Annotated in this window: 24 protein-coding genes; 14 read left to right on the plus strand and 10 right to left on the minus strand. The window is 63.6% G+C overall.

Annotation, left to right across the window (positions count from 1 at the left end; translation table 11 throughout):
- Positions 1 to 42: 42 nt before the first annotated feature.
- Entirely contained in the window at positions 43 to 690 is a 648-nt protein-coding gene (locus tag ABIB73_RS29540; RefSeq protein ID WP_354229781.1) for a TetR family transcriptional regulator, read from the minus strand.
- Between the two features lie 100 nt (positions 691 to 790).
- Here ABIB73_RS29540 and ABIB73_RS29545 point away from each other — a divergent pair, with 100 nt between their 5' ends.
- From ABIB73_RS29545 to ABIB73_RS29565, 5 genes are all read left to right on the plus strand, one after another.
- The gene (locus tag ABIB73_RS29545; protein ID WP_354229784.1) at positions 791 to 1,807 is read left to right on the plus strand and encodes an ABC transporter substrate-binding protein; all 1,017 of its coding nucleotides are present in this window, start codon (positions 791 to 793) and stop codon (positions 1,805 to 1,807) included.
- Positions 1,808 to 2,088: 281 nt separating this feature from the next.
- Positions 2,089 to 2,778 carry a septum site-determining protein MinC gene (gene minC, locus ABIB73_RS29550; protein WP_354229785.1) on the plus strand — a complete coding sequence of 230 codons (690 nt, stop codon included), beginning with the start codon at positions 2,089 to 2,091 and terminating at the stop codon, positions 2,776 to 2,778.
- 19 nt (positions 2,779 to 2,797) lie between these two features.
- Positions 2,798 to 3,613 (plus strand): septum site-determining protein MinD, encoded by an 816-nt coding sequence (minD, locus tag ABIB73_RS29555; RefSeq protein ID WP_354229787.1) that lies wholly within the window; start codon positions 2,798 to 2,800, stop codon positions 3,611 to 3,613.
- Positions 3,610 to 3,891, plus strand: a complete 282-nt coding sequence (gene minE / locus ABIB73_RS29560; protein ID WP_354229789.1) for a cell division topological specificity factor MinE — start codon at positions 3,610 to 3,612, stop codon at positions 3,889 to 3,891. The genes minD and minE overlap by 4 nt, the downstream gene beginning before the upstream one ends.
- 202 nt (positions 3,892 to 4,093) lie before the next feature.
- Positions 4,094 to 4,279: a hypothetical protein gene (locus ABIB73_RS29565; RefSeq protein WP_354229791.1), complete on the plus strand. Its 186-nt coding sequence runs from the start codon at positions 4,094 to 4,096 to the stop codon at positions 4,277 to 4,279.
- A 145-nt stretch (positions 4,280 to 4,424) separates the two neighbouring features.
- Here ABIB73_RS29565 and ABIB73_RS29570 read toward each other — a convergent pair whose 3' ends face one another.
- Together ABIB73_RS29570 and ABIB73_RS29575 are read right to left on the minus strand one after the other, a co-directional pair.
- Positions 4,425 to 4,673 carry a hypothetical protein gene (locus tag ABIB73_RS29570; protein ID WP_354229793.1) on the minus strand — a complete coding sequence of 83 codons (249 nt, stop codon included), beginning with the start codon at positions 4,671 to 4,673 and terminating at the stop codon, positions 4,425 to 4,427.
- 104 nt (positions 4,674 to 4,777) lie between these two features.
- The gene (locus ABIB73_RS29575) at positions 4,778 to 5,167 is read right to left on the minus strand and encodes a hypothetical protein (protein ID WP_354229795.1); all 390 of its coding nucleotides are present in this window, start codon (positions 5,165 to 5,167) and stop codon (positions 4,778 to 4,780) included.
- A gap of 131 nt (positions 5,168 to 5,298) precedes the next feature.
- On the opposite strand from ABIB73_RS29575, the gene ABIB73_RS29580 reads away from it, so the two are divergent.
- Complete coding sequence (locus tag ABIB73_RS29580; RefSeq protein ID WP_354229796.1) at positions 5,299 to 6,084, plus strand: SDR family NAD(P)-dependent oxidoreductase; 786 nt, start codon at positions 5,299 to 5,301, stop codon at positions 6,082 to 6,084.
- A gap of 103 nt (positions 6,085 to 6,187) precedes the next feature.
- Here ABIB73_RS29580 and ABIB73_RS29585 read toward each other — a convergent pair whose 3' ends face one another.
- On the minus strand, positions 6,188 to 6,418 hold the full coding sequence (locus ABIB73_RS29585) for a DUF6894 family protein (RefSeq protein ID WP_354229798.1): 231 nt from the start codon (positions 6,416 to 6,418) through the stop codon (positions 6,188 to 6,190).
- Positions 6,419 to 6,822: 404 nt separating this feature from the next.
- Positions 6,823 to 7,815 (minus strand): hypothetical protein, encoded by a 993-nt coding sequence (locus tag ABIB73_RS29590; protein ID WP_354229800.1) that lies wholly within the window; start codon positions 7,813 to 7,815, stop codon positions 6,823 to 6,825.
- Between the two features lie 329 nt (positions 7,816 to 8,144).
- Here ABIB73_RS29590 and ABIB73_RS29595 point away from each other — a divergent pair, with 329 nt between their 5' ends.
- Together ABIB73_RS29595 and ABIB73_RS29600 are read left to right on the plus strand one after the other, a co-directional pair.
- Complete coding sequence (locus ABIB73_RS29595) at positions 8,145 to 8,741, plus strand: L,D-transpeptidase (protein ID WP_354229802.1); 597 nt, start codon at positions 8,145 to 8,147, stop codon at positions 8,739 to 8,741.
- 151 nt (positions 8,742 to 8,892) lie between these two features.
- On the plus strand, positions 8,893 to 9,114 hold the full coding sequence (locus tag ABIB73_RS29600) for a hypothetical protein (protein ID WP_354229803.1): 222 nt from the start codon (positions 8,893 to 8,895) through the stop codon (positions 9,112 to 9,114).
- Here the strand turns inward: ABIB73_RS29600 and ABIB73_RS29605 are convergent.
- On the minus strand, positions 9,111 to 9,545 hold the full coding sequence (locus ABIB73_RS29605; protein ID WP_354229805.1) for a COG4315 family predicted lipoprotein: 435 nt from the start codon (positions 9,543 to 9,545) through the stop codon (positions 9,111 to 9,113). The two genes, ABIB73_RS29600 and ABIB73_RS29605, sit on opposite strands and share 4 nt — an antisense overlap.
- A 120-nt stretch (positions 9,546 to 9,665) precedes the next feature.
- Positions 9,666 to 10,130 carry a MarR family winged helix-turn-helix transcriptional regulator gene (locus ABIB73_RS29610; RefSeq protein ID WP_354229807.1) on the minus strand — a complete coding sequence of 155 codons (465 nt, stop codon included), beginning with the start codon at positions 10,128 to 10,130 and terminating at the stop codon, positions 9,666 to 9,668.
- A gap of 104 nt (positions 10,131 to 10,234) precedes the next feature.
- Between ABIB73_RS29610 and ABIB73_RS29615 the strand changes: the two genes are divergently transcribed.
- From ABIB73_RS29615 to ABIB73_RS29625, 3 genes are all read left to right on the plus strand, one after another.
- Positions 10,235 to 12,157: an FAD-binding monooxygenase gene (locus ABIB73_RS29615; RefSeq protein ID WP_354229808.1), complete on the plus strand. Its 1,923-nt coding sequence runs from the start codon at positions 10,235 to 10,237 to the stop codon at positions 12,155 to 12,157.
- A 158-nt stretch (positions 12,158 to 12,315) separates the two neighbouring features.
- The gene (locus ABIB73_RS29620) at positions 12,316 to 13,290 is read left to right on the plus strand and encodes an SH3 domain-containing protein (RefSeq protein ID WP_354229810.1); all 975 of its coding nucleotides are present in this window, start codon (positions 12,316 to 12,318) and stop codon (positions 13,288 to 13,290) included.
- Between the two features lie 219 nt (positions 13,291 to 13,509).
- Positions 13,510 to 13,737 carry a hypothetical protein gene (locus ABIB73_RS29625; RefSeq protein WP_354229812.1) on the plus strand — a complete coding sequence of 76 codons (228 nt, stop codon included), beginning with the start codon at positions 13,510 to 13,512 and terminating at the stop codon, positions 13,735 to 13,737.
- Between the two features lie 14 nt (positions 13,738 to 13,751).
- On the opposite strand, the gene ABIB73_RS29630 is transcribed toward ABIB73_RS29625, so the two are convergent.
- Positions 13,752 to 14,015, minus strand: a complete 264-nt coding sequence (locus ABIB73_RS29630; RefSeq protein WP_354229813.1) for a DUF3551 domain-containing protein — start codon at positions 14,013 to 14,015, stop codon at positions 13,752 to 13,754.
- Between the two features lie 118 nt (positions 14,016 to 14,133).
- On the opposite strand from ABIB73_RS29630, the gene ABIB73_RS29635 reads away from it, so the two are divergent.
- Together ABIB73_RS29635 and ABIB73_RS29640 are read left to right on the plus strand one after the other, a co-directional pair.
- Entirely contained in the window at positions 14,134 to 14,340 is a 207-nt protein-coding gene (locus tag ABIB73_RS29635) for a hypothetical protein (RefSeq protein WP_354229815.1), read from the plus strand.
- 74 nt (positions 14,341 to 14,414) lie between these two features.
- Positions 14,415 to 14,732 (plus strand): hypothetical protein, encoded by a 318-nt coding sequence (locus ABIB73_RS29640; RefSeq protein ID WP_354229817.1) that lies wholly within the window; start codon positions 14,415 to 14,417, stop codon positions 14,730 to 14,732.
- An 11-nt stretch (positions 14,733 to 14,743) separates the two neighbouring features.
- On the opposite strand, the gene ABIB73_RS29645 is transcribed toward ABIB73_RS29640, so the two are convergent.
- A complete protein-coding gene (locus tag ABIB73_RS29645) occupies positions 14,744 to 15,313 on the minus strand; it encodes a TetR/AcrR family transcriptional regulator (protein ID WP_354229819.1) in 570 nt (189 codons plus the stop codon).
- Entirely contained in the window at positions 15,313 to 15,657 is a 345-nt protein-coding gene (locus tag ABIB73_RS29650; RefSeq protein ID WP_354229820.1) for a DMT family transporter, read from the minus strand. Before ABIB73_RS29650 ends, ABIB73_RS29645 begins: the two co-directional genes overlap by 1 nt.
- A gap of 176 nt (positions 15,658 to 15,833) precedes the next feature.
- Between ABIB73_RS29650 and ABIB73_RS29655 the strand changes: the two genes are divergently transcribed.
- Complete coding sequence (locus ABIB73_RS29655) at positions 15,834 to 16,475, plus strand: FMN-binding negative transcriptional regulator (RefSeq protein ID WP_354229822.1); 642 nt, start codon at positions 15,834 to 15,836, stop codon at positions 16,473 to 16,475.
- Positions 16,476 to 16,516 lie beyond the last annotated feature (41 nt).

The raw sequence follows: 16,516 nt of genomic DNA on the forward strand, positions 1-16,516 counted from the left end.
TAGCCTAACCGGCCTTGGGGCAAGTTTCAACCAGTTGGTTGATTAGGGCCGGAGCGACTGGAGTACGAGGTCGGCGACGTGCCTGCGGCGGGCGCGCCGCGCGGTGCGGCTCGACAGGTCCTTGCCGAAGATCGCAGACAGCGTCGGCGTGTTGGAGAAGAAGAAATAGCTTAAGCCCGCAATGGAGATATAGAGTTGGACGGGGTCGATCCCCTTGCGGAACGTGCCCGAGCGCACTCCCTCGTTGAGGATGTGCGAGACGCTTTTGACCAGCGGCGAATGCATCGCTTCCAGCCGGGTCGAGCCGCGGACGTGGCGGGCGCCCCCGCGGTTCTCGTCATTCAAAAGCACGATGAAATCAGGGTTTTCCGCAAGGTGGTCGAACGAGGCCTCGATCAGTTTGCGGATTGCCTTGACCGGCGGCAGGCCTTCGAGATTGAGCCTGCGCTCCTGCTCGCGGATATCCTCATAGACCCATTCGAGCACGGCGAGGTAGAGCGCATCCTTGTCGCCAAAGTAGTGATAGACGAGCTGCTTGTTGACGCCCGCGCGCTCCGCGATCTCGTCGACGCGGGCGCCTGCAAAGCCGTGCCGGGCGAATTCCAGGCGCGCCGCGGTGAGCAGCTTTTTGCGGGTGGCGACGGGGTCGCGCCGCTGCGGCACGGTGTCGCCAGATCGTTTTGCGGGCATTTCCAACCAAACAGTTGACAAGTTGAGGGTGGGCTTGTTGCATTGGTATCCTCACACGGGGAGAGCGACAAGCCGGGTCGCGGCAATGAGGAGAGATGCGATGAAGCGTTTGCAGGCGGCGGGCTCGGCTCTGGTCTTGGCCCTGATGCTCGGTCTTCCGGCGGCGCCGGCAAATGCCGGCGAGGCGGTCAATCTCATCCTGAACTGGACGCCGACCGCGGACCACTCGCCATATTACTATGCCAAGGCGCAAGGCTGGTACGAGAAGGCCGGGATCGACCTCACGATTGAAACCGGCAAGGGCTCTGGCGTCTCCGCAGCCAAGGTCGGGTCCGGCGGCGCGCCGTTCGGCGTCGCCGATCTCGCCACGATGCTGGTGGCGAAGAGCAAGGGCGCCGACACAGTTGCCGTGATGAGTGTCTACGCCAACACCGGCCAGACCTTCTACTGGCTGAAGAGCTACGGCGTGAATGGGGTGAAGGATTTTGCCGGCCACAAGATCGGCAATCCGCCCGGCGATGCCTCCCGCGTGATGTGGCCGGCCTTCGCCAAGGCCGCGGGCCTTGCACCGGACTCCGTCAGCTTCGTCAATATCGGGCCGACCGCGAAGATCGCAGGCTTGAAGAGCCACACCGTCGACATCATCAGCGACTTCTACAACGAGCATGATCTGAAGGTGATCGAGTTCGGCGCCGACCTCGGCTACGTCAATTGGAAGGACATCGGCCTCAACCCCTACGGCAATTCGCTGATCGTCAACGGCGCCTATCTCCAGAAGAATCCGAAGCTGGTCGAGGAGTTCGTGCGTGTCACGCAAAGGGCCTTTGCGGCCTGCGTCGCCGACGTCACGCCGTGCCTGAAGGCGCTGCTCGATCAGGTCTCCGGTCTCGACAAGGAGAACCAGGAGCGTCAGTGGGAGCGCATCAAATATTTGATGACGGACGAGTTCACGACGACGAATGCGCTCGGCTGGATCGACGGCGAGCGGATGAAGAAGGACTACGAGCTGGTCCAGACCTATCTCGGTATGGAAAAGCCGTTCGACGTGACAACGGCGTTCACGACCAAGATGCTCGATCCCGCCATCAAGATGGATGCGAGCAAGGTGAAGAAGTAGGGGGCGTGCAGGCGCAAGCGCTCGCTCCACATGCCGCTGTCATGCCCCGGCTTGACCGGGGCATGGACCGCCTCCCGAATCGACCAATCCAGCCCAGTTTGATGTGTCAGCTATGTCTCCGAACACCTGTCAGTGATCTGTCCGGGCTAAACACTTCGCGGGCGATGACAGCAGGGGGGCTGCCCGCTCCACCCCACGTAACCTCACTGAGAAATTAACCGGCCGTTAACCATATCCGCCGCATCGTTAACCATTCAATAATAGGGAACGAGTCGGCCGCTATGGAGGCTGCAGCAAAACCTCAACGCCAAATGGTGCGCCTGCGCGGGCGCTCCTATGTGGCCTTCGTGTTCGTGCCGACGGTTCCGATCCAGGACTGGCTCCAGGAGATCGACGCCACCATCGCGCGCTCGCCGGGCTTCTTTGCCGGCCGTCCCGTGGTGATCGACCTGTCCTCGGTCGATCTCAGCCAGTCCGGCATCAATCATCTGCTCATCAGCCTCCAGGACCGCAACATCCGCGTGCTCGGAATCGAGGGCGTGGAGGAGGCGCGGCTGATGCCGTCGATGCCGCCGCTGCTCTCGGGCGGTCGCAGTTGCGTCGTGGAGCCGAGTGCGCCGAAGAAGGTTGAGACCAAGCAGCCGACCTCGCTGCTGCTCGAAAGCCCCGTGCGGTCTGGCCAGACCATCATCTTCCCGGAAGGCGACGTCACCATTCTCGGTTCGGTCGGCTCCGGGGCCGAGGTCGTCGCCGGCGGCTCCATCCACATCTACGGCGCGCTGCGCGGCCGCGCGATGGCCGGCGTGAACGGTCACGCGAGCGCACGCATCTACTGTCAGAAGATCGAAGCCGAACTGCTTGCAATTGATGGGTTTTATCAGACTGCGGACGATATCGACGAAGCCTTGCGCGGCCGGCCGGCCCAAGCCTGGCTGCAGGGTAATACCATGCGAATTACAGCGCTGAACTGACCAGAAGGAGATTTTAGAGATGGCCAAGGTACTGGTCGTGACATCAGGGAAGGGCGGCGTCGGCAAGACGACGACGACCGCTGCATTGGGAGCCGCGCTGGCGCAGCGCGGCGACAAGGTCGTTGTCGTCGACTTCGACGTCGGCCTGCGCAACCTCGACCTCGTCATGGGCGCCGAACGCCGCGTCGTGTTCGATCTCATCAACGTGGTGCAGGGGGTGGCGAAGCTGCCGCAGGCGCTGATCCGCGACAAGCGGCTCGAAAACCTCTGGCTGCTGCCGGCTTCCCAAACCCGCGACAAGGACGCGCTGACGGAGGAGGGCGTCGGCAAGGTCATCGCCGACCTGCGCAGCCGTTTCGACTGGGTGATCTGCGACAGCCCCGCCGGCATCGAGCGCGGCGCCTCCATGGCGATGCGCTTCGCGGATGAGGCCGTCATCGTCACCAATCCGGAAGTCTCCTCGGTGCGCGATTCCGACCGCATCATCGGCATGCTCGATTCCAAGACGGTGCGGGCCGAGAAGGGCGAGCGCGTCGAGAAGCACATCCTCATCACCCGCTACGATCCCTCCCGCGCCGCGCGCGGCGAGATGCTAACCATTGACGACATCCTCGAAATTCTCGCGACGCCCTTGCTTGGCATCATTCCGGAGAGCCAGGACGTGTTGAAGGCCTCCAATGTTGGCACACCGGTGACGCTGTCGAACGCGGACGGCGCGCCTGCGCGGGCCTATATCGACGCGGCGCGGCGGCTGTGCGGCGACACCGTGCCGATGCAGGTGCCGACCGAGCGCAAGGGATTCATGGACCGCCTGCTGCGACGGAGGGCCGCATGAGCATGGGTCTGCTCCGGCTTCTCCGCGGCAAAAAGGCGTCTGCTCCGGTCGCACGCGAGCGGCTGCAGATCCTGCTTGCCCATGAACGCGGACTGCGCGGCCAGCCCGATCTGCTCGGTGTGCTGCGTGAGGAAATTCTCGCCGTCGTGTCCAGGCACGTCACGCTGGATCCGACAAAAGTCATCGTTCGGCTCGAGCGCGGCGACGAGGTATCGACCCTTGAGGTCGATATCGAGGTGCCCAACGACTTTGAGCGCAAGCGTGCGGCGGTCGGGTAAGGGGACCCGGCCGAAGACGTCCCACTTGGGGTGGGTGAGAAGGCGGTCCGCTGGGCATAGCGGGCCGCCTTTGTCGTCTGTGCCCGATCTCGGCCGATGTGATCGGCAGCGGGCGGAACGGGACTTGCGGCGAAATCGTTGTTAACGACCCGCGGAACAGCCGGAGCGATGCACCGCGGCTTCGTCAAACGGGAGAGCGCCCATGATGTCCGAGGTCCAGGTCCACACCGTCGCGCGGCAGATGCTGGAACGACACGGTTTCGCTGCGATTGCGAAGGCCGCCGAACAGGCGCAGGCCTGCGACGGCCGCGGCGAGGCGGATGAGGCGAAGGAGTGGCGTCACATCGCCGACGCGATGAAGATCATGCGTGGCCCGCATCAGAGCTGACCGTCGTCAGCTTCGCCCGGTTCCATCCTCGATCATGTCCAGCACGCGGCTCGCCAGCGCCTCGCCCACAAAGGGCTTTGTCCGGAACCGCAGCACCCCGCTCAACCCCGGCCGGAACCGTCGGGCTCCTGAGCAATCGGGCGGATTAACGCTCGCTCTGATCGGCGCCGGGCGCGGCCGGCTTGTGCTGGGTCTGTGGCTGTTCGCGGTCGCCGGTCTCCTTGCAGGGAAGCTGCTCCCACGATCCGTCCGGCGCCTGCTGATAGGCGCTACAGGATGACGCGGTCGACTTGTCCCCGCCGTTCTGGGCGTCGGAATTCTTTGCTAACGCCGGCCCAGCCAGCATCGTGCTGGCCGCGAGCGCTCCGGCGAAAACGACTTGACCTATCCGCATGGGGTTCTCCGATTTGAAGACGCCCGTATGCTGGCGAGGAATGTGACGATTATTGGCCGGAGCGGGGGTTCCGTTACGGTGTGATTAGTGCCGCGAATAACCGGCTAACCGCCCTTGCTGCGGATCATGCCGGCGAGGTTGGTCTTCTGCATGTCGCACCAGCCTGGCATGCCGAGACGGCGCTGGTCCAGGTCGGTCGCTTGCGTCGCCACCGCGACCTCGGCCATGAGGTCGTCGTCCTGCTTCTCGCCCATTTTGCCGCCGGTATGCATGAAGGCGATCGCCTTGCGCACTTTCTCTGTGGTACCGTCGGGCAGCTGCATCTGTTGCGCCTTCTGCACCAGATCCTGATAGGCCACGTCCGTGTTCGGGCATTCGACCTTGGCGGCGAACGCCTGCAAGACCAGTGTCACATAGATCGACCGTGAATGATCGGCGGCTTGGGCTGGCGCGGCGATCAGCAACAGCCCTGCCATCAGGAAACCGTAGCGCATCCTTGGTGCCTCCTCCGTTTTTTTGGGAGGCTAGCGTCCGGAGCGCCCCTCCGCAATGGTGTCGGGATGCAATTGTCGCTCGTCGGTGCAGTGCGCTATCGTGGCCGTCATTGCTGCCCCCGGAGAGCGAGATGAGCTTGTTCAGCACGCCGTTCGATCCCTCCAACGACACGGCGCTTGTCACCGGCGCGGGCAATGGCATCGGCCGCGCGATCGCGCAGGCCCTGGTCGGCGAGGGCGTGCGGACCGTCTTCGCTGATGTGAGTGCGGAGCGCGTGAGCGCTGCGATCGGCGCCAGCAGCAGGCCTGAACTGGCGGTGCCGTGGGTCGGCGATCTCGCCCAAATCGAAGCCTGCGATGCACTGCTCGCCGCCGCGCATGAAGCGCTGGGCGAGGTGACGCATTTCGTGCACAGCGCGTCTCCGCCGCGGCGCGAAGCCGATCATGCTTTCGCCGTCGACCGCAAGACCTGGCGCGAGATGCATGCGGTCAATCTCGATGCCGGCTTTCATCTGGCGCGCGAGCTCGCGAAGCGGCTGATCGCAGCGAAGCGGCCCGGCTCGTTCCTGTTTTTGACCTCTCTGCACGCAGGCACGCCGCGCAACCTGCCGCATTATTCGACGGCGAAGGCGGGCATGGCGATGCTGGTGAGGGAGCTTGCGAAGAGCTGGGGACGCTACGGCATCCGAGTCAACGCGCTGGTGCCCGGCGCGATCGCGGCCGGTGGCTTCGTTGCGGACGCTTCGCTAGCGCAACACATCCCGCTCGGGCGTCTCGGCGCGGCCAACGACCTCGCACCGATGGCGCTCGCGGTGCTCTCGAACAAGCTCTCCGGTTATGTCACCGGCGCAGCCTTCGTCGTCGACGGCGGATTGTCGCTGACGAACTGGTTCGAGGCGCCAGAGCTCGACGACTAGAGCCATTTCCATTCCGATGGAATCGGAACGGGGCTCTAGAGTCCTATTTCGACGCGTTTTCTTTACGCGAACCGGTGTCCACTTCGCTCGAAAACGCTCTCTCTCAGCGTTGCCAGGCCGGCACCGGATCGAGCGGCGTCCTGTAGACCTCGTTGTGATCGCGATCGGTGACGCGCACCGCGCAACCCTTCTGCTGCAGCTCCGGCTTTACCTGCGACAGCTCGTTGGCCAATTGGTGAGCGCGATCGGAAGCGACCTCGATGTCTTCGAGGATGATTCCGCCCTGGTTCTTGAACTCTTCACCAACCACAAGATCGAAAGAGTAGTAAGGCATCCGAATTCCCCGGTGTGACGACCCAAATCTTCAGCGCGAGTCTTCAGCAGAAATCTTCAACACATGTCGGATGGTACCACTGAGTCGATTATTACTGAATGAAGCGGTCGCGCAAACTCTGTGCTTATGACGCAAAAATCGTGTGCAGCAGATGGGTGCGTTAAGATTTTATTAAATATGTGAGCGTGATCATTAGGCATGGAATTGCAACAGAACCGGGCTCCGGGAACCGGCAGTTGCAAGAGAAGGCCGGCGGCATAGATCCCGACGGCCTTTTCTCTTGGCGAATCTTGGCGGAAGGCATCCAAAGCATCGCTCTCCGTGGTCGCCCGGACTCAACGCATCACATCGACTCGGACAGCCTGCACAGCGTCTGCGACGCGTCGCTGCCGCGTGATGTTCGTCTAGTGCACCGGCATTGGCGGACGCACGACCGGTCCATCGTCATCAGCAACGGCTTGCGTCGTGGCCACAGGCGGCGGGACGGCGACAGCCTGCGGGGGCGGAGGTGCAGGCGGTGCGAGCACATAGGCTTGCGTCGCGACAGGCTTCGGCTTGCGAACCGGCTGCCGTGGCGGGAGCGCGGAAACGCGCGCGCGCGGATCGATCGGTTTCACCTCGGCCACCGGTTTAGGTGCCGGCGGCTTTGCCATCTCGTGCGATATCTGCTCCTGTCCGGCCTTCAGTTCGGCAATGTTGGCTTTGAGTTGCTCGATCTGCTGCGCCATCACGGCGAGATCGCGCGTCATCGCCTGTACCGATTGCGTTGGATCGGGTTGCGTTGGATCGGGTTGCGTTGCAGCGGGTTGCGTTGCAGCGGGTTGTGTCACAGCGGGCGCGGGTGCAGCATCCTGCGTAGCGGGCGGCGTTGCAGATTGATCGGGGGTATCATCTGCTTGCGCGGCGGCGACCGGTGTTGTCTGCGACGTCGAAGGCATCAGTGTCGAAGGAATCAGTGTCAAAGGCATCAGCGACGTCAACGCCGGTGACCATTGGGCGAACATCTGCTTGGCTGTGTCGCCGTGTTTCTCCCACGCGACTGTGGCTGCCGCACTTCCCCCAGCAAACAGCATCGTGACGAACGCGCCGCGCAGCCACTTGGCGGCAGACGATCGCTTCTGCCGGCTGTGAAGATCGCCGGCGGCCGCCCGCACGGCCGTGTCGACCGTGTGCATCGCCATGGGGGCCTCGGAAACACCACTGATTTTGGGCTCCGGACTGGTCTTGGGCACCGAACGGCTCGCGATCTCCGACGCCAGGCTCGGAAGAACGCTGCTGGCGCGCGCGGCCAGCACCATTTCGGGCGAAATCTGAACCGCATCGTGCGGATCGTTGTCCTTGACCGTGTCCTTCACGATCTCATCGACGATTTGCCTGCTGTTCAGCGTCGCGAGCATCGCAGCTCCTTTGAAGCCTTGGTCGTCCGCATTGGCGCGAGCCGATCGATTGCGTGAGCCCATCCCAAGCCCGATGACGCACGAGTCCAGCCGGGTTTGACCAAAGCAAGGCGAGGGGATGGAGACTATGCGACAGTCTTTCGCCGTTTGTGGTGATGGAACCCGGTCTCGGGAACACGGCCACGTGTTCCGCACTGCCTTGTTTTCAGCACGATTAGGGCAGCATCTGATGCCGCTGGGGGTGCTGCTTATCCGCTATGGGGGGCCCGGCGGTGCCAAGATCATTTATTGCTTGTTTCGTTGTTGCCTTGCTTCCGCTCGGCGGATGCATGCAGGCAACGCTCTCGCCGTCGACCGACGCGAGCATGACGCCGCGCGACCGGCAGTTGCTGGCGCATACGCCTTACGCTCAGGCGAACGTGCCCGAGCAATATCTCCGCCACGTCGTCGATTATCCGCGCAAGGAACAACCCGGTACGATCCTGGTCGATACCGATGCGCGCTATCTCTATTACGTGCTGCCGGACGGCAAGGCGATCCGCTATGGCGTCGCGGTTGGCGAGGAAGCCATGGCGTTCTCCGGTGTGGCCCGCGTCGGCCGCCTGGCGGAGTGGCCCGACTGGGTTCCGACAGCAGAAATACAGGCGCGGCTCGGACCGTATCCAGCTCGCGTCGCCGGTGGCCCCGCCAATCCGCTGGGCGCGCGCGGCATCTATCTCTATGTCGGCAACAAGGACACGCTCTACCGTATCCACGGCACCAACCAGCCGGAATATATCGGGCAGGCGATCTCGTCAGGCTGCATCCGGATGCGCAATGAGGACGTGATTGATCTGTTCGATCGGGTGAAGCTCAATTCGACCGTCGTGGTGCTGCCGCCCGGGCAGAGCGCGCGGGCCGAGACGGGGACAGGCTGGCGCGGGTAGGAGAACGTCCCGAAATATTGGCGCGTTCACCGAAGCTTGAATGCTGCGTCCGCGGTCATCGGCGACCTGGACCCTCCAAGGGTGAATTGCTTCACACGCGGTTTTCTCAGGCTGCGCTATGTCTCAATGGCTCGTTGCCATTGGAGGCATCATGCAGAAATTTCTTTATCAATTGAACGAGACGGACCGCCCGATTGCCCGGAAATGGCGGTTGGTGACGCTCGGCTTCTACGGGTCGATCCTGGCGGGAATGATCGTGTACACGGCGCTGCACTGGAATCCGGAGGTCAATTATGCCTCGGTCGATTCCACGGCACACGCAAAGCTCGTGGGCACGTCAGGCACTGACGGACGTGCGCCGTTCTCGCCTTAGTCTTCAGGTCGGGCGACGCGCCACTGCAACGTCGTGGCGTTGCCGTTGGTATCGCCCGGCGACTTGTCGGCGACTGACGTGTAGAGCGGGCGATAGCGGAACGCCCACATCTTGCTGCCGTCGTTGCGGGTGATCGGCGTGAAATCGCCGATTGCCTTGGCATCCACGGGAGCGGCCAGCGGAATCCAGGCCTCGGCGCATTTGCCGTCACAGCTCGATGTTTTTCCACTGGTGTCACGCTCGTAGAAATAGAGCGTCATGCCTTTGAGATCGACGAGCTTGGGACCCTGCTTGGTCAGAACGGAGCGCGCCGGCGAGGTCGTTGCGTCGGGCTTCGGCGGTGGGGGAGCATCGCCGCCACCATGTCCGTTCGCATGCGCATGACCGGCCGAGAGCGCGACCGCTGCGGCAACAATGACGAACCTGAACATTCAAAACTCCCGAACGGCAAAGTTAATCGCGCGTTAAGCGCCGAATAGGCCGGACGGTAGCAACCGAAGGTTAGTTCCAGGTTTCGCGCTCCTGCGACAATTACGGATAGAAGTACGGGGTTATGCCTGCGCTTCACGCAGCGGGGCGCGGCTGAGCTCATTGCCGGCGGCGATGGCCTTGTGCATCAGCCGCATCAGCTCCTCGCCTTCCTTGGCGCTGAGCCCGCGCAGCATGATGCGCTGGGCGGATTCGACGGCCGGCGTGATCTTGCGCAGCGTGCGCCGGCCTTCGTCGGTGATCTCGAGTTCGCGGGCGCGGCGATCGCGGCTGGAGGCGCGGCGCTCCGCAAGCCCCTTCTGCACGAGGCGGTCGATGACGCCGGTGATGGTGGTGCGGTCATAGGCGATCAGTCCGGCCAACGTCACCTGGTCAAGCCCCGGATTGGCCTGGATGCTAGCGAGCGCTGCGTACTGCACTGGCGTGAGATCGAAGCCGGCGTCTCCGACCTCGGCCAGGAACACCGCCACCGCGATCTGCTGGAACCGGCGCGCCAAGTGGCCGGGCATGTCGTTGTTGTCTTTCACCAAATTCTCCTCAGCGAGCGGGAAGGGTACGGGATCGTTGACAAGTATACTGATAGTCAGCATACTGAGCAATATCCAAATAAACTTCGCCGGGAGAGGTGCTCATGCAATTCCACCTGAATGGATTTCAGCCGGGTGACCCTGAGATCGCGGATTCCGCCGAGCGCATTCAGCCGTCCGGCGCAATGGGTGCGGTGCCTGACGAGGTCGACGTCCTCATCGTCGGCTGCGGCCCCGCGGGCCTGACGCTTGCCGCCCAGCTAGCGCAATTCGGTGACATCAAGACCTGCATCGTCGAGCAGAAGCCGGGGCGGCTCACCGTCGGCCAGGCGGATGGTGTTGCATGCCGTACCATGGAGATGTTCCACGCTTATGGTTTTAGCGAGCGCGTGCTGAAGGAAGCCTATTGGGTCAATGAGACGACGTTTTGGAAGCCGGATGCCGGCGCGCCGGAGAAGATCGTTCGCAGCGGCTGGGTGCAGGACGTCGAGGACGGTCTATCGGAATTCCCGCACGTCATCCTCAACCAGGCGCGCATCCATGACGGGTTTCTCGATGTGATGCGCAAGTCTCCAGCAAAGCTCGAACCTTATTACGGCCGGCGTCTGCTCGACCTCCAGGTCGATCCAACTGCGGGCTCTGCCGATCATGCGGTGACCATCCGCCTTGAACGGGTCGATGCTGCGAACGAGGGCCAGGTCGAAACGATCAAGGCGCGCTATGTCGTCGGCTGCGACGGCGCGCGCAGCACGGTGCGCAAATCGATCGGCCGCGAGCTCCACGGCGATTCCGCCAACCACGCCTGGGGCGTGATGGACGTGCTGGCGGTGACCGATTTTCCCGACATCCGCTTCAAGACCCTGATCCAGTCGGCCAAGGACGGCAGCCTGCTGATCATTCCCCGCGAAGGCGGCTACATGGTCCGCCTCTATGTCGAGCTCGCCAAGCTCGATGCCGGCGAGCGCGTTGCCAACCGCAACATCACGGCCGCTGACGTGATCGCCAAGGCACAGCGGATCCTGAGGCCGCATACGCTCGAGGTGAAGGAGATCGCCTGGTGGTCGGTCTACGAGATCGGCCAGCGCCTGACCGACAAGTTCGACGATGTGCCCGAGGCCGAGATCGATACGCGGCTGCCGCGCATCTTCATTGCCGGCGATGCCTGCCACACCCACAGCCCAAAGGCGGGGCAGGGCATGAACGTCTCGATGCAGGACGCTTTCAATCTCGGCTGGAAGCTTGCTGCCGTCATCCGCAAGCAATGTGCGCCGAGCTTGCTGCATTCCTATTCGGCCGAACGTCAGGCGGTTGCGAAAGAGCTGATCGATTTCGATCGCGAATGGGCCGGGATATTGGCCTCTGCCGCCAAGGCCGGCGGCGCCGATGCGGCCAGGACGCAGGACTATTTCGTCAGGCATGGCCGTTACACGGCGGGCACGGCGACGCATTATCGCGCGTCGACCGTGACTGGCGCTGCGTCCCATCGGCATCTCGCGCAAGGTCTTGCCGTCGGCAAGCGCTTTCACTCCGCGCTGGTGATCCGGCTTGCGGACGCAAAGCCCGTCCATCTCGGCCACGCTGCAAAGGCAGACGGCCGTTTCCGCATCTACGCCTTTTCGCGCGCGGAAGATCCCACGGAAGCGGGCTCGGCCATTCGTACGTTGTGCAACTTCCTCACTGAAGCCAGGGAATCGCCGATCCGGCGGTATACACCAGCGGGCGCCGACGTCGACAGCGTGATCGATCTGCGCGCGGTGTTTCAGCAGGATCATCGCGAGCTCGCGGTCGAGGAGATGCCCCCGCTGCTTCTGCCGGGCAAGGGCCGCTATGGCCTGATCGACTACGAGAAGATGTACTGTCCTGATCTCAAGAGCGGCCACGACATCTTCGCCATGCGTGGCATCGATCGGAAGGCTGGCTGCATGGTGGTTGTGCGACCGGACCAATATGTCGCGCAAGTGCTGCCGCTCGACGGCTTCGCCGAGCTTGCGTCCTACTTCGACGGGTTCATGTTGCACGCGAGTTGAGGGCCGCTCTCGCGCTTGCTCGCTTCGCCGATGAATGGCAGATGAATATCGAACTCGGCGCGCATGCCGCGTACCTCAGTTTTTCGACGGATATGGCGACGGCGCGCGGAACGCTTCGTTCCGCTTGCGCGTTCCGACCCACAGAGGAGGAACACGCCATGAAACTCAGAAGCATTTTGGTTGCAGCATTGCTGCTTGCTCCGTCGGCTGCGCTGGCCGCACCGGGCATCGTCACCGCCTCGACCGGCTTGCGTGCCGGTCCGGGTTCGGGTTTTCCCCTGGTCGATCGCGTTCCCGAGGGGGCTCGTGTCAACATCCATGGTTGCCTGCGCGGCAATGCCTGGTGCGACGTGAGCTTCTCCGATGATCGCGGTTGGGTGTCGTCGCAATATCTCGAATACCTCTACCGCAATCACTACGTCTATCTCCCCGACTATGTCGACGAGATCGACGTGCCCGTCGTTCCCTTCGTGCTGAGTTCGTACTGGTCGAACTATTACGAGGCGCGGCCCTGGTATCGCCGCCACGCCTACTGGAACAACTACTGGACTTCGCACGAACGTTTCGCGACACGGATGATCCTCGATCCGCGCGCCGCCCGGATCGGCCGCGCGGCGACGCGCGACGCTACGATCGCACTGGGGCGCAACGGTGCGAACACCAGGGGCAGTGCTGCGGTCTCCGGGCGCGATGCTGCGACGGTACGGCACGACGCCGCTATCGCAAAGCACGACGCTGCGGCTGCGGTCGATCGGACCCACGCTGGACGAAGCGAGCGTTTCGCGCACGAGCGGACCAACGTCCAGAACCACAATATCCGCGATGCCCAAGCGCGCATGATGCGTGATCATGCCGGGAGCCACACCGCCACCGCCGCGCGCGTGCAACCGATGGCGCGTCCGCACGAGGCGCCGCGTGTGTCGGCAGCGCCTGCGGCCAGGCCGTCGATGCCGCATGTTGCACAGCCGAACGTCAGCCATGGTTCGCCGATGAATGCCCATGCGCAGATGCCGGCGCCGCGCGCCGCCGCGCCTGCCATGCCGCATGCAGGTGGCGGTGCACCACACATCAATGCTGCTCCGCATGGCGGCGGCGCGCCCGCCGGCGGTCCCGGTGGCCACCAGAAACACTAGCTAGCTGTTTCGAGAAGCCCGGCCCTCGTGCCGGGCTTTTCTGAACCGGGCGCAATGCATCTACAATTTGAGCCAGTTTTTCGCGAGCAGATTTCATCGATCGTAATATCTCTACCAAAAGCTGTAAGCATCCACTCGGGGCAGGCGGGGCACGGGAGGATGACGATGAGACAAAGCCAGGCGGAGTCGCGCCGCCAACAAAATGTCGCGAAACGGTCGATGACCAAAGAGGCCAAGCAACTGACCGGCCTGATCGCCGCGTTGCGCAAATCCCTCGATGGCATCCACAAGCAGCGGGCGAGTACAAAGCTCTCCGGCGCCGAGATGGGCCTGCTCGACGAGCGCCGCAACAATCTGTTGCTCACCATCGCCGCCCTGGACGACCGTCTGTCGGCGGTCCAGGGGTTGATCAATCTCGGCCGGCCACACATCATCCGCGTCCACTGAGCGGATCGCAGGCGCTATCGGTTCCGTCGCGGCGGCGATGGGCCCGGGGCCGGCTGGCGGCCCTGCATGACATAGGGGTTGGCGTAGCATTGGGCGGCCTGCCCGGAGGCGGTCGCGGCACACTGCACTATCGATGTAAACGCGCAGTCGATGGTGCTGCCGTCGATGGTGTAGACCTCGATGCAGACCGGATAGCGCGGATCATAGGTCTGCGCGGCCGCAGCCGAGGCAGCGAACAGGCCCCCGACCAGCAGAATCGCGTTCATAATGGTGCGCATGATCAACCTCCTCCGCTGGGCTGGACCCGGTGTCGGCGCACAATGCTGCCGTGGACGGCACCAAATTGCCACGCTCCCGGCGAATTGCCGCCAAAGCCCGCTGCGACGAGGAGAACGGGTGCAGGGCAACGCAAGGGGATGCGCATTGGCCTATAAAATGATCGCAGAACGCGACAATGCGAAGTACAGTTTTGCCCGGGAGAGCCGGTTGCTCATCGTGGCAAAAGCGAAGGTTTGGGCGAGCGAAGGGTGGCGGGTCGTCATCACCGATCAGGACGGCAAGGCCTACGCGCCGCCCGAGTTCGATCAATTGCTGGCGGCGTGATCGCAAGACGGGGCTAGGGGACGACATTGACATCGCTGTTTCGGCGGGGGCGTGAGGTTATCGCGCCTCTGATAATGCTTGTGGCCGCAGCCGCGCTGACGGCGACGGTCGCGTCTGCGCAAAATCTCGACGCCGGCAAATCGGCCGAAAAGCTCTTTGCTGACGGCTGCGCGACCTGCCATCGCAGCCCGCGAGGGCTTGCGAAGGGGCGCTTCAGCCTCACGCTCACCTGGTTCCTGAACGACCATTACGCGGCCAGTTCCGACTCCGCCAAGGCGCTCGCCGCCTATCTGGAATCGGTCGACGGGCCGCCCCCACGTGCCGCGGCGAAGCCGGGCGGAAAATCGTCCAGATTCTCGCCACATCCGCCCAAGCCGGTGCAAGGCCACTAGCCAGCGGGCCGCTAGCCGCGCCGATGGGACTGTGCGATCAGCCGCGCGTGCACGGCGCGGAGGTCTGCGCTCATCCGGATCTGTCCTGTCGTGACATAGGACAGCCAAGCGCCGTCGGCGGCGAGACGAACGACGTGAAGTTCGGGCGCCCCGTCGGTTGCGCGATGCTGCCTCAGGCGCGCTTTCATCCAGTCGTTCCAGACTCGGCGCAACGACGGATCGGTGACGACGACCATGCTCAGTGCCGCCCAGGGCGTGGCGAAGCCGAAGGCCTTGCCGGTGAACACCGCGTTCACGTAAGCGCGCGTAAAACTGCCGCGCGGCTTCGGATCGGCCTCGATGGTGGCGTCGATCTCGGCATCGACGCGGGCGAGCAGATCGGCGAACAGGCCCTCGATCAGGGCCTGCTTGCTGCCGAAATGATAAAATAGCCCGCCCTTGGTGACGCCGGCCGCCGCCGCCACCGCCTGTACGGTGACGCCGGACACGCCGTGGTCCATGGCGATCGCCGCCGCGCAGTCGAGCAGGGCGCGCCGCACCTGCTCCGGCTGCTTGGCGCGGGTGTAGGCGCTTGCCGGCATCAGTGCACCGTGGTCTCCGAAAACAGGTTGATGACCACGACCCCGGATACGATCAGCGCGATGCCGACGAAGGCGGCGGCGTCCAGCATCTGGCGGAACAACACGAAGGAGGCGGTAGCGGTCAGGATGATGCCGACCCCGCCCCAGATCGCGTAGGCGATGCTCAGGGGGATGACCCGGATCGCGACCGACAGCGCGTAGAACGAGGCGACATAGAACAGCACCATTGCCAGCGTCGGCCAGGGCCGCGAGAACTGCGCGGACTGCTGCAGGAAGGCGGACGCCGTCACCTCGAAGACGATGGCGATGGCGAGCGCAGCATAGGCATTGAAGGCGGTGGTCATGGTCGACTCGGGGTTTGGCGCGCAAAAGATACCGCGCGGTAGGTATGTTTAGCAGGCGGATCATGGCTTTTCAGTGGGCTGGCCATGCCCCCGAGGCATACCACTCAGGCGTGACGAACCCGCGACAAATAGCTAGCCTTACCTTTCCTTCCGTCCGAGAGATCGAGCGCCACGCCATGCATGTCCTTCGTCCCCAGTTTCACATCGAGGAACAGCGCGCGCTGGAGTTCGCGGGCCGACGCGGCTTCGGTGTGATCGTCGCGGAGGATGTGCAGGGACCACGCGCCTCGCACGTGCCGTTCGTGCTGAATCAGCGCGATGGCAGCACGATCGTGCAAATCCATTTCACGGCCAGGAACCCGCTGGTCGAGCTCGCGGACGGCACGCGTCGCTTCCTGCTGATCGTCACCGGCGACGATGCCTATATCTCCAACGACTGGTATGCCTCGCGGGACAACGTCTCGACCTGGCTCTATGAGGCGGTGCACCTGTCGGGTGTGGCGTATCTGCGCGCACACGGCGAGAACCGCGGCCATGGCGATGCGCTGCTTGTGGTGGCCGAGGCGCGGCTGCGGAAAGCACCTTGGGATCTTGCGCAGATGGAGCCCGGCAAGCGCGAGACCATGTTGGCTGCGATCCGCGTCATCGATCTCGTGGTCGACCAGGTCGAGGGGCAGGCCAAGCTCAACCAGCACAAGAGCGATGCGGACCATGTCGCGGTTGCCGATCGACTGGCGCAGTCGGAGGAGACGGGACACCGGCGGCTGGCGCGGACAATGCGGGCGCTACGACCGGGACTAGGGTATGATTTTTCGTGATCGGGGCTCCGCTTGCCTTGCAGCGCGATTGATCCTACGGA

It is taken from the genome of Bradyrhizobium sp. F1.4.3, from assembly GCF_040548375.1.
Taxonomy (GTDB): domain Bacteria; phylum Pseudomonadota; class Alphaproteobacteria; order Rhizobiales; family Xanthobacteraceae; genus Bradyrhizobium.